Origin of the sequence: Nodosilinea nodulosa PCC 7104 (assembly GCF_000309385.1) — a bacterium.
Lineage (GTDB): Bacteria > Cyanobacteriota > Cyanobacteriia > Phormidesmidales > Phormidesmidaceae > Nodosilinea > Nodosilinea nodulosa.
Genome location: NZ_JH976537.1, coordinates 1929131 through 1950975, shown reverse-complemented (window position 1 = coordinate 1950975; position 21845 = coordinate 1929131). Strand labels below are relative to the sequence as shown.

Sequence of the window (21845 nt, the reverse complement as noted above, 5' to 3'; positions counted from 1 at the left end):
ACTTACAGGCTTGTTAGCACGTCGCGGGCGGCGGCGATCGTCGCGTCGATATCCGCATCGGTGTGGGCAAGAGAGGTGAAGCCCGCCTCGTACTGCGATGGGGCTAGGTACACACCACGCTCCAGCATGCCCCTGTGGAAGCGGCTGAACTTCTCTACATCAGACTGTTTAGCATCTTCAAACTTGGTGATGGGGCCGGGGTGAAAGAACATGCCAAACATGGCGCTGATGTGGCCACCGCAGACTTCGTGCCCCGCATCCCGCGCCGTCTGAAGCAGCCCCTCGGTGAGTTTCGCCGTCAGCCGCTCTAGTTCGTCGTAGGTGCCGGGCCGTTGCAGCAGCTCCAGGGTTTTTATGCCTGCGGTCATGGCCAGGGGGTTGCCCGACAGGGTGCCGGCCTGGTAGACCGGGCCAGCGGGAGCAATCATTTCCATAATGTCGCGGCGACCGCCGTAGGCCCCAACAGGCAATCCACCGCCAATGACTTTACCCAGGGTGGTCAGGTCGGGAGTGATGTTGAACTTGGCCTGGGCACCGCCGTAGGCAATCCGGAAGCCGGTCATGACTTCGTCGAATACTAGCAGGGCATCGTTTTCGCGGGTAATTTCTCGCAGCCCTTCTAAAAAGCCGCCGTCGGGGGTAATGAACCCAGCATTGCCCACCACAGGCTCTAGAATTACCCCAGCAATTTCGTCGGGGTTTTGGGCAAAGAGAGCCTTTACAGCCTCTAGGTCATTGTAGGGGGCGGTGAGGGTGTCGCTGGTAGCCGATTTGGGCACCCCTGGAGAATCGGGTAGGCCTAGGGTGGCAACGCCAGAGCCTGCCTGCACCAAAAACATGTCGGCGTGGCCGTGATAGCAGCCCGAGAACTTGATAATTTTGTTGCGCCCGGTGTAGGCCCGCATTAGGCGCAGCACCGCCATACAGGCTTCGGTGCCGGAGTTGACGAAGCGCACCATCTCGATGCTGGGCACCGCCTGGATCACCATTTCGGCCAGCACATTTTCGAGGTAGCAGGGAGCGCCAAAGCTGGTACCTTTTTCCAGGGCTGCAGACAGGGCGGTCAGCACCTCAGGGTGGGCGTGGCCGCAGATAGCAGGACCCCATGTGCCCACATAATCGATGTACTGGTTGTCGTCTACATCCCAGATGTAGGCACCCTTAACCCGGTCAAACACAATGGGCTGCCCACCTACCGACTTAAAAGCCCTAACCGGAGAGCTAACGCCACCCGGCATTAGGTTTTGAGCAGCAGAGAAAATTTCCTGTGATTTTGCTGTTTTAAATGGGGCTGTACTGACCAAGGCACGTTCCTCTCAGAGTCCAAAATCATTCAGCGGCCTAGGCCACCTGAACGTTAGCTCTGATCATTATCCTATTGATTGGATAAGGAGTACTGTCTGATGTTAAGGAATGTAGCGTTACCGACGCAGGTGGTGCAGGCGACCATTCTTAATTTGCACTACGGGGTGGTTGGAGATGCGCACCAGGTGCTCATCGTGGGTGGTAACGATGACGGTAATACCGATGGAATTGAGCTTCTTGAGGATTTTGATCACCTGGAGGGAGTTGTCGGCATCCAGGTTGCCGGTGGGTTCATCGGCCAGCAGCAGAGGCGGGGTGTTGACCACGGCACGGGCAATACTGACTCGCTGCTGTTCGCCACCGGAGAGCTCGTCGGGGAAGCACTGGGCTTTACCCTGTAGGCCTACCATTTTGAGGGTGGGCCAGAGGCGGCGGTGAATTTCTTTGCGGGTAAAGCCCTGGGCCCAGAGCACAAAGGCTACGTTCTCGGCTACGGTGCGACGGGGAATGAGCTTATAGTCTTGGAAAACAACGCCGATGCGGCGGCGCATCATGGCGAGGCGGTTGCCCCGCAGATTTGAAATGGGTTCATCTCCGACGAGAATGCTGCCATTGGTGGGACGCTCGTAGCCGTAGAGCAGCTTTAGCAGAGTGGATTTGCCTGAACCGGAAGGGCCGGTGACAAAGAGAAAGTCGCCGGGGTTCACCGTTAGGTCCACACCGGCTAAGGCTTTGCTGCCGTTGGCATAAATCTTTTCAACGTTAGCCAGCGAGACGATGGGCTGAACAGAAGGGTCGCTGGGAGGAGCGGTGTCGAGCACGGGAGATGGGGAAGGATCGGAGTCAGAGCGGGCGGGCACCACAAGCTTGAAGCGGCCTTGCAGCCTAGCCCTGACCTCCTCCGGGAGGCTGGACAGCTTGGCGTCGTCGGTGGGGGGGACGGCGGGGCGAGCGTTGGTGGGGCGATGGAGCACAGAGGTCATGGAACGTCCTAACTGAGGTGGGTCGGGGCTGGGCTCGGGAATAAGCCTAGCTGAAACGTATGAACTGCGCAGCCAGCGCCGGGGACAGGGCTGACACTGCTTTTGGGTGGCCATTGTACCGGAAAGACCGTATCCGGCAAAAGGCATATTTGTTTTTTCAATAATCGTTATGTTTTGTTACCGAGGGAACAGTCGAAACTGAACCACTATGGCTCTAGAAGCGTACCGCAACGTTTGCAAAACTGAGCATCTTCGTCGTGGGGGGTGAGGCCACAGCCGGGGCAGGGCATGTGCTGGGGCTGCCTCACTTTGCCCAACTGCCGAATCAATCTGCTGACCTGGGTGGGAATGAGCGCAATGCCCGTGAGGATCATCATGACGGTTAGTCCTCGACCGGCTTCAGAAATGGGGGTGACATCGCCATAGCCAACGGTGGTCATGGTGACGACAGCAAAATAGAGCGCGTCTAAAAATGTGCCAAAGTCTTCTGGGTTGCTGGGATTTTCGACCTGAAAAATGAGGCCGGAGTAGATGAAAATAATCGTGCCCATGGTCAGTAAAATGCGAATCAAAATCAGGCTGTCGGCACTGGTCACGCGGCCAAACCACAGTCGATTGTTGAAAATGTGCACCAGACGCAAGATGCGCAGCGATCTAAAAAATCGCAGAAAACGAATATCAAAAATGCCGATCCAGGAGGGCAGAATGGCGATGAGATCGATCAATCCGTACAGACTGAAAGCGTAGTGCCAGGGGCGATGGGCTACCCAAAGTCGCAGGCCGTATTCAAGGGTAAAGGCCAGCACAATCACCCAGTCGAGGCGATTTAGCCAGGTGTCGAGGGTGGGCGGAATGGGGTAGGTTTTGAGGACAAAAATGACGGCAGATAGAAAAATCAGCAGCACGATCGCGCCGTTGGTCAGCCGACCTGCCAGGGTGTCGGTGGTGTTCAATTCGCTGCGCAGGCGATCGCGCAGCGCGAGTTTTTGACCATCGCGCCAGGGTTTTTGCTGCTCGTCTAGGATCTCTTCCATGGTGTCAATGCGGTGTTAATGCCCACCCCCAGGATGGTTCTGCGCTCTGCTCTAGGCTAAGATAGCCGGGCAGACTGATTTTTATCTGGCTGCGTTTTTATGGCAATCATAGTTTTATCTCAGGCTAGTCCGGCGGTGGGTTTGGCCTCTCGGTCTGCACGGGTTTAGGTTAGCGTTGGCCCCCTCCCGGTTGGCTATTGTCCAAATTGTGATTGCCGGTATCTTTTGCCTGAGCAGAAGGTTAGATTTATTATCACTGCGGCACGTTGATTACCTATGGCGATCGCCCCCACTATTACCACTCTGCACGATTTTTCTCCCGCTGCGCCCAGCGCCTGGCCGCCGCTGCCCAGCCAGCGACCGCTGCTGCTGGTGGGCCATGGCAGTCGAGATACGGAGGGGCGCGATCGCGTCCTGGAGTTCGCCGCCGCCTACCAAGCCCTCGACACCTCTCGCCCGGTGATTCCCTGCTTTTTAGAGCTGAGTGAGCCGACCATTCAAGACGGCGTAGACCTTTGCGTGGAGAAGGGCTATACCGATATTTCGGTGCTGCCGATCTTGCTGTTTGCCGCCCGCCACAATAAGTTCGATGTCACCAATGAGCTGGATCGCGCCCGCCAGCGCCACCCCCAGGTCACCTTTCACTACGGTCGCCACTTTGGCATTACCCCAGCGATTATTCAGCTCTGGCAGGAGCGATTGGCAGAGTTAGATACTCCTCGCTTTAATCCCGACGGCATTGGCCGCGAAGATACGGTGCTGCTGTTTGTGGGTCGGGGAGCCAGCGACCCCGACGCCAACGGCGATGTATACAAGCTGGCCCGCATTGTGTGGGAGGGCAGCCGCTATAAAACCGTCGAGATTTGCTTTATCGGCATTACCCACCCTCGGTTAGAAGAAGGCTTTCGCCGCGCCCGGCTGTACGACCCCAAACGCATCATTGTGCTGCCCTACTTTCTGTTTACGGGCGTGCTGGTGAAAAAGATTGTAGACATTACCCAACAAGAGCAGGCGGCGCACCCCGAGCAGCTGGTGGCCTATTTGCCGGAGATGGGCAGCCACCCGCAGCTGATGCAGATTTTGCGCGATCGCGAAATCGAAACCCACCTGGGCCAGGTGGCCATGAACTGCGAAATGTGTAAGTTTCGCCTCGCCGCCGGGGGTGGTCAGCACGGCCACGACCATGGCCATGGGCACGACCACGGGCACGGGCACGACCATGACCACGGCCATGGCCACGAACACGGTCACGGTCACGGGCACGAGCATGGGCATGGTGAACCCGTAGACCTATTTCCCAAGCCCGAAGACTACCATCAGCGCGCCTGGCAGGTTCCCTGACCATGCCGCCTGGGAATCTTAGAGACAGTTCAGGGATAGCCTGGGCCAGTTTCTAGCGTGCTCAGGGGGCAGCCATGTTTAAATCGGTCGGTCGTCATGTCTGTGCCTTTGATTTGGAGTGGGCACCCGATCCAGCCTCTGGGCGAAGGCTCTACGGACTGCCAGCAAAGGCTTCCGATGCCGAGGTCTTTGAGGTGATGTGGGAAAAAGCCGGAGCCACCGCCGCCAAGCCTCGCCCCCACTTAAAAACAGCGCTCTGTCGAGTCGTCGCGATTTCTGCTGTGATTCGGGAGCAGCAAACCAACGGCGAGATGCACCTTCGGCTGACGACCCTGCCCAGGCAGTTTGATCAGCCCATGGATGAAGGAGAATTAATTGCCACATTTTTGGGCTACCTCGGCCAGCACCATCCCCAGCTCGTGGGCTTTAATTCTCAAACTGCCGACCTGCCGATTTTGCTTCAGCGAGGGCTGGTCGCGGGCATTTCAGCGGCGGAATTTTGCCGTCGGGCCGAAAAGGGCTGGGGCAGCGACTACTTTAGCCGCCACGGCGATGCCCATATCGATTTGAAAAGCACGCTCAGCGGCTGGGGCATTGCCACACCTGCCCTCCACGAGTTGGCGGCAGCGATGGGCATTCCAGGATGGGTGGGACCAGAGCCACCCGATGTGGTGGACTGGTGGGTAAAAGGCGACCTGCGAGCCATCGTTGAGCAAAGCCAGTATGACGCGCTGAGCACTTACCTGGTGTGGCTGAAAACGGCGCGCTTTGCTGGGTTCTTTAGCCCAGATCAGTACCTTGAAGAAGAAGATCGAGTGCGGGGGATGGTGGGCGATCGCATTGCCCAGGACGATCGCTCCCTGATTCGATACCTGGAACAATGGAATAGTTTCCAAAACCAGCCCGCCGAGGCTCCCATTATTCCTCTCGCAGCAACTCCCCTCGCCGCAGATCAATCCGCCTAAAACCGTATTCAGATTAAAATCAGGGTAGTCCTATGACCGACACTATGCAGGCCGAACCGCCCAGAGAACCTACCCTTACCGACGTGCTCACCGAGCTGCGCGAGTTTAAGGCGAATGTAGACCAGCGCTTTGAACAAGTGGATAGGCGCTTTGAACAGATAGAGCAGCAGTTTGAGCAGCGCCTTGATAAGTTGGACTACAAGTTCGACACCTACGAAAACGCCTCAGACAAGCTGGTGCGACTGGCCACGACGATCATCATTGCGGCAGCGACGGTAGCGATTTTGCCCTCGGCGTTTCAAGCCTTTGGCCCGTTGGTGACCCAGTTGGTTTCAGCAGGGCAGTGACAGCATTTACAGGCTTAGCTTTCCCTGTTGCAGCTGCTGTCTCAGGTCACGCAGCATTGTGCTAGTGCCTCTAGCAAACGCCTGGACAACCAGTTGGGGAATCCAATCTGCAATGGATAGATCCGGAAATACTAGACTCATCGCCCCAGACTCGTATTTATTCTCCCGCAGTAAATAAATGGTTAGTTTGCCGTGGTCATAGATCCAAACTTCAGGAACCTGCAGGATGGCATAGGCATCGAGAGTTGTTTTAGATGTGACGTCTGCTTCAATGGCGAGATCGGGGGGCGGGTCCACATCCGTGTCCATGCGCATTAAATTCCTGACCTGCTCTGCGTGTTGAATATAAAAACAGGTGTCGGGCTCTAACCCGGCTCTTTTGGGCTTTTTGAAGGTAGTAGCGCCAAAATCCTCCCAGGCCCTGCCCTGGGCATCTAAAATCGCTGTGATTATGTAAGCAATAATGCGATGGGGACGTTCGTGGGCAGGGAGTGGGGCCATGAGTTCCAGGGTGCCATCGCAGTAGTTGATGCGCGGAATGTGGCGAGCTTCGCCTAAATCCTCCAGCAGGGTTTCGTACTGATCCCAGGTAACATTTTCAATTAGCAGATGGCTGCCTGGCGATAGATCAATGGTTTGAATAGGGATTTTAACTAAATTCACAAGCGGCATAGAGTCTACCTTCGGCGCAGCTAACAATCCTGAGGCATAGCCTTAAAGAGATTTCCGGGAAAGAAGAGACCCCACGTAGGGGGGCAGGACCTGCGTCCTTGAGAAGAATCAACATTCTCAAGTCGTTTCGCTGCCAGAATTGGCCTAATTTTTTTCCACTGTAAGCCCAACCTCTTGCCCATAGGATAGCTCCAGGGTATTACCATCGGGGTCGCGCAAAAAGGCCCAGTAGCCAATCGGGTAGCCCGAATCCTGGGGGGCTTGAATCAGACAACCCTCCTGGCGGGCGCGATCGCACAGCGCATCCATGGCCTGGCGGCTTTCGCAGCCAACCCCCAGGTGAGCCAGGGGAGTCAAAACTGGCTGCACGCTAGCCTGCTCGATCAGCACGATCGCGAAGGGGCGCGTGTGGTCCGACAGCCAGACCACCCTGACGCCGGTTTCCGCATCTACCCGCTGATGAATTATCGCCATAGCCGCGTAGGTGCCATAGAAGGAAACGCTGCGGTCTACGTCGGCAACGGGTAGCGCGATGTGGGTGAGTCCCAGGTCAACCATGGTGGACTACCTCCCCAGGGGCGGGGAAACGGGGGTTACTCTTCCTCGGTGGACGCTTCGGCGGCGACTTCGGGAGATGCCTCCGGAAACACCTCGGCCACAGCTTCGGCAGCGGCCTCAATGACGATATCAGCGGCCTCATCGTCGCCGTCTTCCTGTAGGGCAGGGGGCACGACGGCCACAGCGGCGATCGCATCTTCTCCATCCAGCCGCTGCAAGCGCACCCCGGTGGCCGGACGCGACTGAATTGAGATATCGTTCACCCGCTGGCGAATGATAATGCCTCGGTTGGTGACCAGCATCAGCTCGTCGCCCTCGCCCACCACCAGCAGCGCCGCCAGGGTGTCGTCGCCCTTGCGGAACTTGATCGCCATCAGGCCCATACCGGCCCGGTTTTGCAGCCGGAACTTGGCCACCGGCACCCGCTTGCCCAGGCCCGACGCGGTGATCACCAGCACCCAGGGACCGCCCTCGTTGCCGGTGGTCTCGTCATTGTCGCCTTCGGCTTCGGCGGCCTGCACCACCGCTTCCACCACCTGGGTCGGCAAAATATCCATGCTGATCAGCTCGTCGCCGTCGCGCAGGGACATCGCCCGCACGCCGCGAGTGGGTCGCCCCAGGGGCCGCAGCTGGTCGTCGTCGGCCTTAAAGTGAATGGTCATGCCCCGCCGCGAGCCGATCAAAATGCTGTCGGTGTTGCGGGCCAGGCGCACCCACTTGAGCTGGTCGCCCTCTTCAAGGGAAATGGCAATTAACCCGTTGGTGCGGATGTTGCTGAAGGCCGACAGGGTGGTTTTCTTCACGAAGCCTCCCTGGGTGAGCATTACCAGGTAGTCTTCGTCGGTGAACTCGCGCACCGCCAGCACCGAGGTAATCGCCTCTTCTTTGGGGATGGGCAGCATTTGCACGATGGGCATGCCCCGCGAGGCGCGGGAGCCCTCGGCGATCTGGTAGGCCCGCAGGGCGTAGGTGACGCCGCGATCGCTAAAGAACAGCAGGTAGTCGTGGGTGTAGCAGGTAATGAAGTGCTGCACGCCGTCGTCTTCCTTCATTTTGGCCCCGGCCTTGCCTCGGGTGGCGCGGCTCTGGGCCTCAAAGGTGGCCACCGGCATGCGCTTGATGTAGCCCTGGTCGGTGACCAAAATGACCACCTGCTCGTTGGCGATCAGCGAAATGTCGGTGAGTTCGCCGTCATCCATTTCGATGATGGTGCGGCGGGGGTCGTCGTGCTTGGCCTTGAGCTCGCCCAGCTCGGTGACAATGATGTCGAGAATGCGCTCGCGGCGGGCCAGAATATCTTCGAGGTCGGTGATTTTGGCGACCAGCTCCTCGTGCTCCTGCTGAATCTTGTCGGCCTCCAGGGCGGTGAGACGGCGCAGCTGCATTTGCAGAATGGCATCGGCCTGCACCTCTGAAAGGCCGTAGGTGTCCATCAGCTCCTGCTTGGCGGCGGGGGTGTCGGCGGCCCCGCGAATTAGCGCGATGATGGCGTCGAGATTGGCCAACGCCACCAGATAGCCCTGGAGAATGTGGTCGCGCTCCTGGGCCTTGCGCAGCTCGTACTGGGTGCGGCGAATGATGGTTTCTTCGCGAAAATCTAAAAACACCTCCAGCATGCGCTTGAGGCCGAGCAGCTGGGGCTCGCCGTTGACCAGGGCCAGCATGTTGACGCCGAAGTTGTTTTGCAGCGGCGTCTGCTTGTAGAGGTTGTTGAGCACGACGCGGGGGTAGGCATCGCGCTTCAGCTCGATGACGATGCGCATGCCGTCGCGATCGCTCTCGTCGCGAATATCCGAAATCCCCTCCAGGCGGCGCTCGTTCACCATTTCGGCGATCCGCTCGATCATGCCCGCCTTGTTGGTCTGGTAGGGCAGCTCGGTGATGATAATGGCTTCGCGATCGGGCCGCCCCCGGTGCTCGATGGTTTCCATGGTGGCCACGCCGCGCATGGTGACCGAGCCCCGCCCGGTCATGTAGGCGTCGCGAATGCCGCTGCGGCCCAAGATCTGCCCCCCCGTAGGAAAGTCGGGGCCGGGGATGATCTCCATCAGCTCGGCGGTGGAGATGTCGGGGTTGTGGATTAGCGCAATCACGCCGTCGATCAGCTCGCCGGGGTTGTGGGGCGGAATGTTGGTGGCCATGCCCACGGCAATGCCGGAGGAGCCGTTGAGCAACAGCTGGGGCAGCCGCGAGGGCATCACCACCGGCTCCTGCTGGGAACCGTCGAAGTTGTCGGCAAAATCGACGGTGTCAGACTCGATGTCTTGGAGCAGCGAGTCGCTGGTCAGCGACTGCAGGCGACACTCGGTGTATCGCATCGCCGCCGGGGGGTCGTTGTCGATGGAGCCGAAGTTGCCGTGGCCGTTGATCAGCGGCATCCGCATGGAGAAGTCCTGGGCCATGCGCACCAGGGCGTCGTACACAGCGGTGTCGCCGTGGGGGTGGTACTTACCCAGCACCTCCCCGACGACGCGGGCGCACTTACGGAAGGGGCGATCGGCGGCTAAACCCAGCTCGTGCATGGCGTAGAGAATGCGGCGATGCACTGGCTTGAGCCCGTCCCTGGCGTCTGGCAGCGCTCGACCCACGATCACGCTCATGGCGTATTCCAGGTAAGAGCGAGACATTTCGTTGCGCAGATCGGTCGGGACGATGCGCTCTTCTGGGGTTGCCATAGGCTAAAAAGCTCCGAATTTGCGAACAACAAAGCGCTAGTCAGACCCTCGCACCGAGCGGTGCTGAATAGCGCTTAATCAGTATGTTTTTTGCGGACTCATGTGAGTTATATTTTAGCACGAATTCCCCGCTTCAAATCAGCGGACGCTATGGTGTAGCTAAGGGCGCAAGATCCTTGATATGGCTATGTTTTGCCGTGCTGCTTCGATCCTTGATTTGGAATAGTTCATTCCCCCTGAGTTTGCTGTGCACCACGCCTTTACCCTGACCGATTTTGCCATCATCTATTCGCCGGAGTTTTTAACTCACGATACGGGCAGTTTTCACCCTGAAAATGCCGGGCGACTGACCGCCGTTGTGGCGGCTTTAGAGAACGTATCCTGGGCCGATCATCTCGACTGGCGCGAACCCTCTCCGGTGCAGCAGCGGGATGTGGACAAGCCGATCGCGCGGCTCCACAATCCGCGCTACATCACCGCCGTGCGGGAGATTGCCCACGCGGGCGGCGGTCACCTCGACGGCGATACGGTGGTGTCTGAGCGCAGCTACGCCGTGGCCCGGCTGGCGGTGAGCGCCTGGCTCGACGGCGTGGACTATGTTCTGGAGACGGGGCATTCGGCCTTCGTGCTGGCGCGCCCGCCCGGACACCACGCGGTGCGCGATCGCGGTATGGGGTTCTGCCTGTTTGCCAACGCGGCGATCGCCGCCCACTACGCCCTGGAGCAGCCTGGCATTGCCCGCGTCGCCATCCTCGACTGGGATGTGCACCACGGCAACGGCACCCAGGCGCTGGTGGAAGGCAATGCCGCGATCGCCTTCTGCTCCCTGCACCAGTCTCCCGGCTACCCCGGCACCGGCCACAGCAGCGAAACTGGCCTCCACGGCAACGTGCTGAATCTGCCCATGGCCCCCGGCAGCGCCAGCGACGACTACAAAACCCAGTTTGAGCAGAAGGTCATCCCCTTCCTCCAATCTTTTGGCCCCGATTTACTGATCGTCAGCGCCGGCTACGACGCCAACGCCGCCGACCCCCTGGCCAGCGTTAATCTGCAACCCCAAGACTTTGGCGCATTTACTCGCCTGTGCTTGGGCATTACCAACCGCATTCTGTTTGGCCTCGAAGGCGGCTATGACTACGACGCCCTCAGCCAGTCGGTGCTGGCCACGATCGCAGCCCGCCTGGGAATTTAGCCGAGGCCAGCCGGGCGGACCGTCCAGGCCACCATCCGGGCGGTGCACAAAAAGGTTTACAGGTCAGATTAAAGAGACTATTGTTTTTATATCGATCGTCCAACATAAATTTTTCTGGTGCTTGGGGTATCGTTTCAAAGCTGCTCAGAGGTTAGGCCGCAGCGCCTGAACGTGTATGCCCAAGATTGTTGACCACGACCAGTACCGTAGGGAGCTTTTAAAGCAATGTTTTGACCTGTTTGCTGAAAGGGGCTATGCCGCTCTAACCATGCGTAACATCGCCCAGGGCTTAGGGGTGTCGACGGGCACGCTTTATCACTATTTCCCCAGCAAAGAAGGACTGTTTGAACAGCTGGTGCGTGAGACCACGCTGCGAGATATTCAAAGCGCGATCGCCGCTGCGGGGCAGCAGGAGTGCGTGCTGGGGCGCGTGGAAGCGGCCCTGGAGTACGTCGCTCAAAACGAAGACTTTCTAAGGAAGCAAAAGCTGATCTGGATCGAGTTCTATCAGCATCAGCACCGGGAAAGCGGTGCGCCGACCGAGGTCTTTCACCGGGTCTGCCAGGAGAACGAGCAGCATGTAGCCGCCCTACTAGGCCTGGACGATCCAAAACTGATAGGCTTTCTAAGCTCCGTGGTGGACGGTATTTTGCTGCACCGCATCTACGAACCGCAAAGCTACTCGTTTCGCGACCATGCCCGCATTTTGATCGATATGGTAAAGCTCTATCTCACTGACCGAGGTTCGTTACGTCCCCTTGATTGATGGATGAATGGCTATTCATCGAAAGCCCAGCCCTCAGCGGATTGGAAACAAACGAATCGGAGATAATCGGCCTCGCCAAACCCTTGGTCATGATCCTAGAGTTTTCTCGAATTACCATTTCTAAAGTGACGTCCGATGTCTAACGCGCACTCCAGGTCTAGCTACCCTATGCTGTCACTCAATATGCTGTCACTCAGTGTTTGGCGATCGCGGCGGGCGTTAGGAGCGGCCCTTGCCCTGTCATTTACCCTGGCGGCCTGTAGTCGGCCCCAGCCGCCGGGAGCCATGGCGCCCCAGGCCGTGCCGGTGCAGGTGCAAGAGTTGCAGCCCGGCACCTTTGAGGAAAGCGCTGACTTTGTGGGCGCCCTGGAGGCCGAGCAGCGCATTGAGCTTAAACCCCAGGTGGCAGGCCGCGTAACCCAGATCTTCGCCAGCTCTGGCAGCGCCGTTAGCCGGGGCCAGCCGGTGGTGCAGCTGAGTCCAGACCAGGCCCAGGCTCGGGTGTCTGCGGCCCAGTCTGGGGCCCAGGCCGCCCGCTTTGGCCGCGATGCGGCCCAGGCCCAGGTGGAGGCAGCTAGGGCTCAGGTCGCCCGCACCCAGGCCGATGTGGAGCTTGCGGTAGTCGAATATGGCCGCACCGAACGGCTGGTGGCAGCGGGAGCCCTGAGCAAGCAAGACTTAGACAACGCTCAAAACCAGCTAGACGTGGCCAGGGCGGCCCAGCGCCAGGCCGAAGACAATGTGCGGGCCGCCCAGTCTCAGCTCCAGCAGGCGCTCTCCACCTTTGAGCAGGCCCAGGCCCAGGTCGATGTCAGCCAGGAAGATTTAGGGTTTAAGCAGGTGGTGGCTCCGGTTACAGGTCGCCTGGGCGATGTCTCCCTCAAGGTGGGGGATTTTGTCGATGTCGGCGATACCCTGGCCACCATCACCCAAAATAGCGAACTCTATTTGCGCATTCAGGTGCCCTCTACCCGAGCCAGCCAGTTGCGGCCCGGAATTCCCGTGGAGCTGCTCAACCCCGATACCGGCGAACCCCTGGCCACGGGCAGCCTCAGCTTTATTTCGCCGCAGGTGGACGGCGACGGGCAATCTATTTTGGTTAAGGCCCGCTTTCCGAACGAGGCGGGCAACCTGCGCGACGGGCAGTTTGTGCGGGCCAGACTGATCTGGAGCACCACCGCAACGCTGCTGGTGCCCACGGTGGCGGTTACTCGCGTGGCCGGGCAGAGCTTTGTGTTTGTGGCCACCGACCAGCCCCAGGAGGACGGTCAAACCATTCAGGTCGCCACCCAGCGCCCGGTGCAGCTGGGGCAACTCCAGGGGAACAACTACCAGGTCATTGACGGGCTGAAAGCTGGAGACCAGGTCATTGTCACCAACCTTTTGCAGCTGCAAGATGGCCGCCCTGTTTCCCCCGAGGAGAAGGCCTCAGCCGCCCCCTAGGCCACGCGGCGGGGTGGGCCACTGGTTGGCGTTGCTGACGTTTAGCTCCCTATCTCCGTCCGTCCCGATTCGCAAGACGATTCTTCTGTTCCCTGAGCCCCCGGTAACCTAGCCATGGCGCTGTTCTCCATTGCCGACAACTTTATTCGTCGCCCGGTGCTCACCACCGTGTGTTCCCTGCTGATAGTGTTAGCGGGGTCGGTGGCAATTCCGCTGCTGCCCATTGAGCAACTGCCAGAGATTGCGCCGCTGCAAATTCAGGTGTCTTCTAGCTACACCGGGGCCGATGCTGAGACCGTAGAAAACAACGTCACCACGGTGATAGAGCGCGAGGTCAACGGCGTAGAGGGGATGCAGTTCATCACCTCCAGCAGCACCAATACGGGGCAAAGCAGCATCAACGTGGTGTTCGGCCCCGGCCGCGATAAGGACCTGGCCCAGGTCAACGTTCAAAACCGGGTGTCGAGGGCCGAGCCGCTGCTGCCGCCGGAGGTCAGTCAGCTGGGGGTGACGGTGAGTGCCCAGTCGCCCAGTATTTTGCTGGTTTATCGGTTCTTTACCGACGACGATCGCTACGATGCGCTGTTTTTGAGCAACTATGCCGATCTGTTCATTCTCGACGAGATGAAGCAGCTCGATGGGGTGGGCAGCGCGCAGATATTTGGGGCAGGGCGCTACGCCATGCGCCTGTGGCTAGACCCTCCCGCCCTGGCCAGTCAGAAGCTAACACCCAGCGATGTCATCGCCGCCCTGCAGGAGCAAAACGTGCAGGTGGGCGGTGGGGCGGTGGGGGCACCGCCTATGGATGCGGGGCAAGCCTACCAGTACACCGTGCGGTTGCCCGGTCGACTGGAGGATGTCAGCGAGTTTGAGAACATGGTCGTCAAGGTGGGCAGCGGCGGCAACCTGGTGCGGCTCAAGGATGTGGGCCGGGCTGAATTGGGAGCCGAAGACTATAGCTTTGATGCCAAGACCCAGGGCAAGCTGGCGGCGGGTCTGCTGGTGTACCAGCTGCCGGGCAGCAACGCCCTGCAGGTGGCTCAGTCGGTGCGCGATCGCATGGACGAGCTGAGGGCCAGCTTTCCGCCGGGCTACCGGGCCGAGCTGGTGTTTGACACCACCGACTTTGTGCGGGTGTCGCTGAAGGAGGTGCTGACGACGCTGGTGATGGCGATCGTGCTGGTGCTGCTGATCTTGTTCCTATTTTTGCAGGATTGGCGAGCGACCATTGTGCCTGCGATCGCGATTCCGGTGGCGCTGATTGGCTCGATGGCCTTTTTGCTGGCCTTTGGCTTTTCCATCAACACGCTGACCCTGTTTGGCTGCATTTTGGCCTCGGGTCTGGTCGTGGACGACGCGATTGTGATTGTGGAGGCGATCGCCGCCAAAATTGACCAGGGCATGCGACCCCGCCTGGCCGCCCTCGACGCCATGCAGGAGCTGTCGGGGGCGGTGGTCTCTACCTCCCTGGTGCTGATGGCGGTGTTTATTCCGGTGGCGTTTTTTCCGGGCAGTACCGGCAAGATTTACCAGCAGTTTGCCCTCACCATCGCCTTTACGGTGCTGGTTTCGACCTTTAACGCCCTCACCTTTTCACCGGCGATGTCGGCGCTGCTGCTGCGTCCGGTGGGGGCGGGGCAGCGCGGCGGGCCGCTGGCCGGGTTTTTCACCTGGTTTAACCGCCAGCTGGTGCGCCTGATTGAGCGCTACCGGGAGGCGGTGCGCCTGCTGATTCGCCTGCGCTATGCGGTGCTGGCCATGTTTGCGGTGGGGGTGCTGCTGATGCTGGCCATGCTGCGCGTGGTGCCCACGGGCTTTGTGCCCGCCGAGGACCAGGGTTATTTCTTAGGCATTGTGCAGGCCCCCGACGGGGTGTCGCTGGAGTACACCAAAGGGGTGATGGCCCAGGCCGACAAAATTATCTCTCAGTTTCCGGAGGTGGAGAGTACCTTCATGCTGTCGGGGTTTGGCTTCGATGGCCCCTCCCCAAACAAGGGCGTGTTTTTTGCCACCCTGGCCCCTTGGGAAGACCGCCGTGCCCCTGAGTCGACGGTGACTGGGCTGCTGCCCAAGGTGAACGGCGGCCTCGCGGCTATTCAAGAAGCCCTGGTGATTGCCTTTAACGCGCCGCCGGTACCGGGCTTTAGCCCTACCGGAGCGCTGGAGATGCAGCTGCAAGACCGCAGCGGCAACCAGATGACCATTGACCAGTTTTTGGGCAATGCCAACCAAATCATCGGGCTGGCCAACCAGTCCCCGGCCTCCATGGGGGTGTTTACCCAGTTCACCGCCAGCTCGCCCCAGGTGCAGGTGGATGTCAACCGCGATCGCCTGAAAGCCCTGGATGTGGACATTGACGAGGCGCTGAGTACCGTGGGCACCTACCTGGGCTCGCGCTACGTCAATGACTTTACCTACGGCGGCCGCAACTACCGGGTCTACGTCCAGGCCGACCAGGGCTTCCGCAACGAGCCGGCCGACATCAACAGCATCTACGTGCGATCGCGCCAGGGCACCATGATTCCCCTGGGAGAAGTCGTCACCCTCAGCGAGGTGGTAGGGCCATCGACCATCAACCACTTCAACCTGCTGCGATCGATCAAGCTGGAGGGCATGCCAGCGCCGGGGGCCAGCTCTGGCCAGCTGATTGAGGCCATGTCTGCGGCCCACGCCCAGGCGGCTCTGCCCGTGGTGGGTAAGGCGTGGCAGGGCACCGCCCGTGAAGAGATTGCCTCGGGCGGGCTGGCCACCATTATCTTTGGTCTGGGGGTGCTGGTGGTGTTTTTGGTGCTGGCGGCCCAGTACGAAAACTATGTTGACCCCGTGATCATTTTGCTGACGGTGCCGCTGGCGGTGCTGGGGGCGCTGGTGTTTCTGTTCTTGCGCGGGCTCGACCTCAATATCTATGCCCAGGTCGGCCTGGTGATGCTGATTGGTCTGGCCAGCAAGAATGCCATTCTGATTGTGGAATTTGCCAACCAGGCCCGCAGTCAGGGACTGGGACTGGTACCGTCGGCGATCGCCGCTGCCGAGCAGCGGTTCCGGCCCATCATCATGACGGCAATTTCATCGCTGGTGGGGTTCTTTCCGCTGTTGATTGCCACCGGGGCGGGCAGCGCCAGCCGCTGGTCGGTGGGCTACACCGTGTTTGGGGGGCTGCTGGTGGCCACGGTGCTGAGCCTGCTGGTGGTGCCGGTGCTATACGTGGTGCTGAAGGGGCTGTCCGAGCGAGTGCTGCCCGGCGGCCCTGGCACCCCGCCAACGACCACCTCGACTGGCCGCAGCAGCGATCGGGCCGGGGCTGAAGTCGGGGATCCCGTCGCTCCCCTGCGATTTACCGAGCGTTCGGGCGCCGACGGGGAAAATCCTGCCTAACAGCCGGATTGCTGTCATCGCTGCCGGGAGAAGACTAAAATTTATAGCGTTGGCCAGAAATCCCTGGGCGGACTGCGGCTTCGATGCCCCGCCGCCCAGGGCAGTGCCCAAATTACCTGTAAGGAGTCGATATGGATGGGGATGGGTCACAGGCCGAAATGGCTGCTCGCCTAGAGGCGCTAGAGGCCAGGGTAGAGGGCTTCATTCAGCAGGGATTGACCGAGCGTATTGCTCGCCTGGAGGATGCGCTGACGCTAGTCACCGATGTAGAGCGCTATCAACCGCTCCAGCGGCTGCTCAAAACCGGCAAGCTGCTGGAGGCGGACGAAGAAACCGTACGGGTCATCCTGCAGGAGGCGGGCACGCCCGATCGCGAAGATCTGCCCCCCGACGCCGTTCGCCTGTTTCCTTGCAGCGTGCTGCGGGTCATCGATCGCCTGTGGACCACCTATACCGGCGGTCGCTTTGGCTTTAGCGTCCAGCTTCAGCTATACCAGGCCGTGGGCGGCACCCTGGAAACCGCGATCGCCCAGGACAGCACTATGCTCAACCGCCTCGGAGAACGGGTGGGCTGGCGCCAAAACGACCAGTGGAAGACTATCGATCAGGCCCGCCACGACCTAGACGATCCCGTCGGCTGCTATCCCGTCGTCTGGTGGGATTCGCCTTACGGGGCCAAGATGGTCAACTATTTTCTGACTCGACTGTTTACCTGCGAACTGTAGGGCTTGGGCAATCAGTACCGCTCAGGCAGCTCTACATCGGCCTGAGCTGAGACATAGCCATAGTCACGTTGGTTAGGACATCCAGAAACCCTATGAACTTCAAACGTTTGAACGTTCATAGGAGACATGTCTTAACCTGACTGGCCACAGCTATACCAAAGCCCTCCAGCTGAGAGATTTCAGCCGGAGGGCTCATAGGCTATAGGAGATGACCACAGGAGGGTTATCTGCCTGACGGCAGACCGGCTACTCTCCCGTGGCAGGGGCGACCTCTGTCTCGGGGGGCATCAGGGTCGTACCTGCACCCTGCGACTGGGCCTGCTGGCGGCGCAGGGCATCCTGCTGAAGAGTGCGGAAGTTGCTGGCCTCGGCGTTGATCTGATTGCGGTGCTCACGCCTGAAATCACTGGGGGTGCGATCGTTGGCGAGCACGGCTCGGTGAATTAGATCGAAGGGGCTGCTGCTGTCGCCAAAGACATTGTTGGTGTCATCCGCTGAGGTAAACCCCTCGTCGGCATTGACGCGGACGGGTTGATCTGGGTCAGTACCGGCAGTTTGCGCCAGGGCAGCAGGCGCAAGTAGGCTAAAGGCCGCGATCGCAACAGCAGCCGATCGAGATAAAAAACTGAGGTAGGCCATAGGATATTTCCTTGACACCGTAACAACTGACAATGCAATAACCAAACATTTGCACAAGGGGCTGTGCTGTCTACGTCTGTCATTGTAGCGACTAAATCACGCGCTGCACCCCCCCATCGACCAGCCCATAGATTGGCCAATGGCTTTATGTATTTTATCTGCGGTTAGGCAATGCGACGGCGCAGCAGCGGCTGAATGAGGCCCAGCGCCAGCCCGCAAAACACCACTAAAACCGCCAGGCAGGCCCCTAAAGACACCGCCGCAAAGGGAGTCTGTAGCACGGTGCTGCCTAACCCCCAGGCCGGATGCAGGTACAGGTAGCGAATCGGCTCGATCGCATAGGTAAGCGGGTTGAGGCTGGCCACCACCTGTAGCCAGCGGGGCATAAACTCCAGCGGCACCAGGGCCGTGCTCGAAAACAGCAGCGGCAGGTTGGTGACAAAAATTACCCCAATTAGCTCAATGTGGCCGGGCAGGGCAAAGGTCAGCCCCAGACTGAGGGCCGTTACCCCCAGCACCAGCGTCATCACGATAAACAGCACCAGCGCCAGCCCCGGCAGGCTGGGCAACCCCGCCCCCAGCACCGCGCTGAGGGCCAAGATAGCCGCCGTTTGCACCAGGCTGAGGGCAGCAATAAACAGCGCCGACGCCACCACAATGGAGTAGCGCGAGGCCAGCGGGGCGACCAAAAAGCGGTTCAAAAAGCCAAACTCGCGGTCAAACATCACTGGCAGACCGGCATTCAGGGCACCGCCAAAGGCCGTAAACACAATGATGCCTGCCCCTAAAAACTGGCCATAGTTGCGGCTTTCGCCAAACAGCCCGGCGGGCACGTTCTGGAACAGAGCGCCAAACAGCACCAGCCAGATCAAGGGCTGAATGACCCCCGCCACCAGGGTGGTGGGACGGCGCTGCAGCTGAATAAACAGCCGCCGAGTCATGGCCAGGGTTTCTTGTAAAAACGCTCCGGAAACTAGCCCCTGGGCTTTAACGACATCAGCCTTCCAGGCGTTGAGTTCGGAATTTTCGAGGCTGGGAGCAGCCTCTCGGGTGGAGGATGGGGTGGGAATGGTGGTACTCATGATCTTATCCTAGCGTCCCTTCATGGCCTGTTTCTTTTCCTTCTTGATGTCGCGCTGACCCACGGCGGCCAGTTCGGCATCCATTAATGTGCGGCCCGTCGCTGCCAGATACACATCGTCAAGACTGGGGCGCGATTGGGCAATGCCAAAGACGGGTAGGTCGGCAGCTTTGAGGGCCTGCTGCACGGTGAGCAGCACATCGGGCTGGCGGTCTACCACCAGATTGAGCGAATTTCCCTGGGCGGCGTTGACGATCACCTCCCGCACAAAGGGCAGATCGGCCAGCATCGCGCGGGCGCTGTTGGCCTCGTCATCGGCGGTAAATTCGCGAATGCGCAGGGTGATGCGATCGCCTCCAATCTTGTCCTTCAGGTCGCTGGGTGTGCCGGAGGCGATTACCCGGCCCTGGTCGATAATGGCGACGCGATCGGCCAGAGCATCGACCTCTTCGAGGTAGTGGCTGGTAATCAAAATGGTGGTGCCCGCTGCCCGCAACTGTCGCAAAAAGCTCCACACCGCCGATCGTGTCTCAATGTCGAGGCCTACGGTGGGCTCATCGAGCACCAGCAAATCGGGCTGATGGAGAAGCCCGAGGGCTAAATCCAGGCGCTTGCGCAATCCGCCGGAGTAGGTGCCGGTCTTTTTATCGGCCCAGTCGCCTAGCTCTAGCAGGTCGATCATCTGTTCGATGCGGCGACGGGCAACTCCCTTCGGCATGTGGTAGATATCGGCCTGAAGCTGCAAGAGTTCGCGCCCGGTCAACACCTTGTCGAGTGCTACCTCCTGGGCAATGTAGCCCAGGTACTGGCGCACTAGCCGGGGCTGCTCGACCACGGAAACCCCCATCACCTCCAGGGTGCCGCTGTCGGGGAGCGCCAGGGTGCAAAGACAGCGAATGGTGGTGGTTTTGCCCGCCCCGTTTGGCCCCAGCAGGCCAAAAATTTCGCCCGGTTGAATGGTGAGCGATACGTCTTGCACCGCTTTTACCGCCCCGTAGGACTTCTTCAGGTTTTGAATCGATACCGCTGCGCCCATCTGTAGAGCTAGCCCCAAGCGTATTGGTTTCTACCCTTGTCATTCTACAGAACTCCACCGGGCGGCGGGAGGGTGAGCAGGGGAGGATGGGTCTTAATTACCCCCAGGGCGGGGTGATGCGATCGCCCAAGGTGCAGGGCTAGAGGCGATCGCCCCGACCTACCGCTTTCCCAAACGGGAAATCTCTGCAATAGGTGGACGGTGGGTTACGGCGGGGCGCAATGGTGAAGGCAGGTGGCGTAGGGAAGTGACCGCCTAACCCACCCTTGTATGTAAGGTTTGGCCCAAAATAGACCTAGGAGTGACTCTGGACGCACCCTAAAGCCCTTTGGAGCTTGCTATGTAGAACAAGAGCCTCCCCCTTTCATTGACCTAGATTGCCGCCAGCAGACTGGACAGTATATTAGGGAGTCCTGAGATTCCCAAGCTGGATAACAAGGATAGCGCTGAGAGCGATCTGCCCCCTTGCCGTCATCAGGAGTATCGAACCATGACTCAAAACCTGATTCCCGTTGGCATTGATGTGAGCAAAGCCACCTTACATGTGGCGATTCTATTTCCAGAGCGTGCCAAACCCCAGTATCAGACCTTTGATAACACCGAAGTGGGTTATGCCGCCTTGCAGGCGTGGTTAATCGAGGCCGGGGTGAAGACGGCCCATGTATGCCTAGAGGCGACCAGTATATATGGCCATGGTGTAGCGACAGCGCTCCACCAGCAGGGCTACCGGGTCAGCATTGTCAACCCGGTGCGGATTCACGGCTACGCCAAAAGCCAACTCAAGCGCACCAAAGCTGATCGCCCTGATGCTACGCTGATTGCCCAGTTCTGCCGTGACCTCAAGCCCAGTGCCTGGCAACCGTCATCAGCGGACATCCAAACGCTACAAGAGTACACCCGCCGTCTCGATGCCCTCACCCACATGCTGACCCAGGAGAAGAACCGCTTGGCCATCAGTTCCGACGCGCTAAAGTCTGATATTCAAGCCCACATCACCTTCCTCGAAGCCCAGGTCAAGGCGTTAAAAAAGCAGCTGCGCAGTCATATCCAGAGCCATGAGCACTTGCAGGCCCAGGCGGACTTGCTGGTCTCCATCGTGGGCATCGGCCCCGATACCGCCGCCCGGCTGCTGGCTGAAATCGGCGATATTCATGCCTTTACCTCCGCTCGTCAGCTCGCTGCCTATGCGGGGTTAACGCCCCAAGAACATACCTCTGGCACATCAGTGCAGGGCAAAACCCGACTCTGCAAGATTGGCAATGCCCGCATGCGAAAAGCGCTGTATTTCCCGGCCATCGCCTTCCTGCGCCATGCCCGAGAACTTCACCCTTGGTGTGAGCGCCTAACGGCGGCGGGCAAAACCAAAATGGCGATTATCGGCGCTGCTATGCACAAGCTCATTCGTATCGTCTACGGCGTGTTGTCCTCAGGTCAACTCTACGATCCTGAAAAGCTGAAACCCCAAAAATCGGCCTTGGCTGTCCCTTGACGATCTCGGGCCAACACAGTATCTACGGCTGTCAACTTTTTCACAACAATCTGGTAAGTCGCCCACTCTGCCCAAATCGCGGCTACAAAAGGGGGAACCCCGCCTAAGCCAAAATTGCCGTGACCCAGGACGAGCTGCTGCAGCTGATCGACCAGTCGCCGCAAAGGGCTGGACAGAGCTAGACCGCCCCGGCCAGGGAACCTCAGAGTTTGGGTAGCT

At 59.5% G+C, this 21845-nt stretch carries 19 protein-coding genes; 9 read left to right on the top strand and 10 right to left on the bottom strand.

Annotated features, from left to right (window positions below):
* Nucleotides 1–2: 2 nt before the first annotated feature.
* The 3 genes from hemL to LEPTO7104_RS0108830 form a co-directional block, all read right to left on the bottom strand.
* A complete protein-coding gene (hemL, locus tag LEPTO7104_RS0108840; protein ID WP_026072504.1) occupies nucleotides 3–1304 on the bottom strand; it encodes a glutamate-1-semialdehyde 2,1-aminomutase in 1302 nt (433 codons plus the stop codon).
* Between the two features lie 117 nt (nucleotides 1305–1421).
* Nucleotides 1422–2288, bottom strand: a complete 867-nt coding sequence (ftsE, locus tag LEPTO7104_RS33265) for a cell division ATP-binding protein FtsE (protein WP_017298204.1) — start codon at nucleotides 2286–2288, stop codon at nucleotides 1422–1424.
* 206 nt (nucleotides 2289–2494) lie between these two features.
* Nucleotides 2495–3322: an ion transporter gene (locus tag LEPTO7104_RS0108830; protein WP_017298203.1), complete on the bottom strand. Its 828-nt coding sequence runs from the start codon at nucleotides 3320–3322 to the stop codon at nucleotides 2495–2497.
* A 276-nt stretch (nucleotides 3323–3598) separates the two neighbouring features.
* On the opposite strand from LEPTO7104_RS0108830, the gene LEPTO7104_RS0108825 reads away from it, so the two are divergent.
* The 3 genes from LEPTO7104_RS0108825 to LEPTO7104_RS0108815 all read left to right on the top strand — a co-directional run bounded on the left by LEPTO7104_RS0108825 (nucleotide 3599) and on the right by LEPTO7104_RS0108815 (nucleotide 5975).
* Nucleotides 3599–4663, top strand: a complete 1065-nt coding sequence (locus tag LEPTO7104_RS0108825) for a sirohydrochlorin chelatase (protein WP_017298202.1) — start codon at nucleotides 3599–3601, stop codon at nucleotides 4661–4663.
* 74 nt (nucleotides 4664–4737) lie between these two features.
* Nucleotides 4738–5628: a 3'-5' exonuclease family protein gene (locus LEPTO7104_RS33260; protein ID WP_017298201.1), complete on the top strand. Its 891-nt coding sequence runs from the start codon at nucleotides 4738–4740 to the stop codon at nucleotides 5626–5628.
* A gap of 32 nt (nucleotides 5629–5660) precedes the next feature.
* The gene (locus LEPTO7104_RS0108815) at nucleotides 5661–5975 is read left to right on the top strand and encodes a ssr2422 family thylakoid membrane protein (protein WP_017298200.1); all 315 of its coding nucleotides are present in this window, start codon (nucleotides 5661–5663) and stop codon (nucleotides 5973–5975) included.
* A gap of 6 nt (nucleotides 5976–5981) precedes the next feature.
* Here LEPTO7104_RS0108815 and LEPTO7104_RS0108810 read toward each other — a convergent pair whose 3' ends face one another.
* From LEPTO7104_RS0108810 to gyrA, 3 genes are all read right to left on the bottom strand, one after another.
* Entirely contained in the window at nucleotides 5982–6647 is a 666-nt protein-coding gene (locus LEPTO7104_RS0108810; RefSeq protein WP_017298199.1) for a Uma2 family endonuclease, read from the bottom strand.
* A gap of 144 nt (nucleotides 6648–6791) precedes the next feature.
* Entirely contained in the window at nucleotides 6792–7205 is a 414-nt protein-coding gene (locus LEPTO7104_RS0108805) for a VOC family protein (protein ID WP_017298198.1), read from the bottom strand.
* Between the two features lie 35 nt (nucleotides 7206–7240).
* Nucleotides 7241–9880, bottom strand: coding sequence for a DNA gyrase subunit A (gene gyrA, locus LEPTO7104_RS0108800; RefSeq protein ID WP_017298197.1), 2640 nt, complete (start codon nucleotides 9878–9880; stop codon nucleotides 7241–7243).
* A 247-nt stretch (nucleotides 9881–10127) separates the two neighbouring features.
* Between gyrA and LEPTO7104_RS0108795 the strand changes: the two genes are divergently transcribed.
* The 5 genes from LEPTO7104_RS0108795 to LEPTO7104_RS0108770 all read left to right on the top strand — a co-directional run bounded on the left by LEPTO7104_RS0108795 (nucleotide 10128) and on the right by LEPTO7104_RS0108770 (nucleotide 17381).
* Nucleotides 10128–11072: a histone deacetylase family protein gene (locus LEPTO7104_RS0108795; RefSeq protein ID WP_017298196.1), complete on the top strand. Its 945-nt coding sequence runs from the start codon at nucleotides 10128–10130 to the stop codon at nucleotides 11070–11072.
* A gap of 175 nt (nucleotides 11073–11247) precedes the next feature.
* Nucleotides 11248–11838: a TetR/AcrR family transcriptional regulator gene (locus LEPTO7104_RS0108790; RefSeq protein WP_017298195.1), complete on the top strand. Its 591-nt coding sequence runs from the start codon at nucleotides 11248–11250 to the stop codon at nucleotides 11836–11838.
* 168 nt (nucleotides 11839–12006) lie between these two features.
* Nucleotides 12007–13281, top strand: coding sequence for an efflux RND transporter periplasmic adaptor subunit (locus LEPTO7104_RS33255; RefSeq protein WP_040695344.1), 1275 nt, complete (start codon nucleotides 12007–12009; stop codon nucleotides 13279–13281).
* 114 nt (nucleotides 13282–13395) lie between these two features.
* Nucleotides 13396–16656, top strand: coding sequence for an efflux RND transporter permease subunit (locus LEPTO7104_RS0108775; RefSeq protein WP_017298192.1), 3261 nt, complete (start codon nucleotides 13396–13398; stop codon nucleotides 16654–16656).
* A 131-nt stretch (nucleotides 16657–16787) separates the two neighbouring features.
* Complete coding sequence (locus LEPTO7104_RS0108770; RefSeq protein WP_017298191.1) at nucleotides 16788–17381, top strand: GUN4 domain-containing protein; 594 nt, start codon at nucleotides 16788–16790, stop codon at nucleotides 17379–17381.
* Between the two features lie 246 nt (nucleotides 17382–17627).
* Here LEPTO7104_RS0108770 and LEPTO7104_RS0108765 read toward each other — a convergent pair whose 3' ends face one another.
* The 4 genes from LEPTO7104_RS0108765 to LEPTO7104_RS41600 form a co-directional block, all read right to left on the bottom strand.
* Nucleotides 17628–18020 carry a hypothetical protein gene (locus LEPTO7104_RS0108765; protein ID WP_017298190.1) on the bottom strand — a complete coding sequence of 131 codons (393 nt, stop codon included), beginning with the start codon at nucleotides 18018–18020 and terminating at the stop codon, nucleotides 17628–17630.
* 164 nt (nucleotides 18021–18184) lie between these two features.
* On the bottom strand, nucleotides 18185–19102 hold the full coding sequence (locus LEPTO7104_RS0108760) for an ABC transporter permease (protein ID WP_017298189.1): 918 nt from the start codon (nucleotides 19100–19102) through the stop codon (nucleotides 18185–18187).
* A 9-nt stretch (nucleotides 19103–19111) separates the two neighbouring features.
* Nucleotides 19112–20137 carry a daunorubicin resistance protein DrrA family ABC transporter ATP-binding protein gene (locus LEPTO7104_RS0108755; RefSeq protein WP_017298188.1) on the bottom strand — a complete coding sequence of 342 codons (1026 nt, stop codon included), beginning with the start codon at nucleotides 20135–20137 and terminating at the stop codon, nucleotides 19112–19114.
* Between the two features lie 44 nt (nucleotides 20138–20181).
* Complete coding sequence (locus LEPTO7104_RS41600) at nucleotides 20182–20328, bottom strand: hypothetical protein (protein WP_155523571.1); 147 nt, start codon at nucleotides 20326–20328, stop codon at nucleotides 20182–20184.
* 299 nt (nucleotides 20329–20627) lie between these two features.
* Between LEPTO7104_RS41600 and LEPTO7104_RS0108750 the strand changes: the two genes are divergently transcribed.
* The gene (locus tag LEPTO7104_RS0108750; protein ID WP_017298187.1) at nucleotides 20628–21626 is read left to right on the top strand and encodes an IS110 family transposase; all 999 of its coding nucleotides are present in this window, start codon (nucleotides 20628–20630) and stop codon (nucleotides 21624–21626) included.
* The last annotated feature ends 219 nt before the right edge of the window (nucleotides 21627–21845 follow it).

Coding starts and splice junctions, on each gene's coding strand:
- LEPTO7104_RS0108775 (WP_017298192.1), top strand. CDS start 13,396: ATGGCGCTGTTCTCCATTGCCGACAACTTTATTCGTCGCCCGGTGCTC.
- LEPTO7104_RS0108830 (WP_017298203.1), bottom strand. CDS start 3,322: ATGGAAGAGATCCTAGACGAGCAGCAAAAACCCTGGCGCGATGGTCAA.
- LEPTO7104_RS0108790 (WP_017298195.1), top strand. CDS start 11,248: ATGCCCAAGATTGTTGACCACGACCAGTACCGTAGGGAGCTTTTAAAG.
- LEPTO7104_RS0108765 (WP_017298190.1), bottom strand. CDS start 18,020: ATGGCCTACCTCAGTTTTTTATCTCGATCGGCTGCTGTTGCGATCGCG.
- LEPTO7104_RS0108755 (WP_017298188.1), bottom strand. CDS start 20,137: ATGGGCGCAGCGGTATCGATTCAAAACCTGAAGAAGTCCTACGGGGCG.
- LEPTO7104_RS33255 (WP_040695344.1), top strand. CDS start 12,007: ATGCTGTCACTCAATATGCTGTCACTCAGTGTTTGGCGATCGCGGCGG.
- LEPTO7104_RS0108760 (WP_017298189.1), bottom strand. CDS start 19,102: ATGAGTACCACCATTCCCACCCCATCCTCCACCCGAGAGGCTGCTCCC.
- LEPTO7104_RS0108750 (WP_017298187.1), top strand. CDS start 20,628: ATGACTCAAAACCTGATTCCCGTTGGCATTGATGTGAGCAAAGCCACC.
- LEPTO7104_RS33260 (WP_017298201.1), top strand. CDS start 4,738: ATGTTTAAATCGGTCGGTCGTCATGTCTGTGCCTTTGATTTGGAGTGG.
- LEPTO7104_RS0108770 (WP_017298191.1), top strand. CDS start 16,788: ATGGATGGGGATGGGTCACAGGCCGAAATGGCTGCTCGCCTAGAGGCG.
- LEPTO7104_RS0108810 (WP_017298199.1), bottom strand. CDS start 6,647: ATGCCGCTTGTGAATTTAGTTAAAATCCCTATTCAAACCATTGATCTA.
- LEPTO7104_RS0108805 (WP_017298198.1), bottom strand. CDS start 7,205: ATGGTTGACCTGGGACTCACCCACATCGCGCTACCCGTTGCCGACGTA.
- gyrA (WP_017298197.1), bottom strand. CDS start 9,880: ATGGCAACCCCAGAAGAGCGCATCGTCCCGACCGATCTGCGCAACGAA.
- ftsE (WP_017298204.1), bottom strand. CDS start 2,288: ATGACCTCTGTGCTCCATCGCCCCACCAACGCTCGCCCCGCCGTCCCC.
- LEPTO7104_RS0108815 (WP_017298200.1), top strand. CDS start 5,661: ATGACCGACACTATGCAGGCCGAACCGCCCAGAGAACCTACCCTTACC.
- LEPTO7104_RS0108825 (WP_017298202.1), top strand. CDS start 3,599: ATGGCGATCGCCCCCACTATTACCACTCTGCACGATTTTTCTCCCGCT.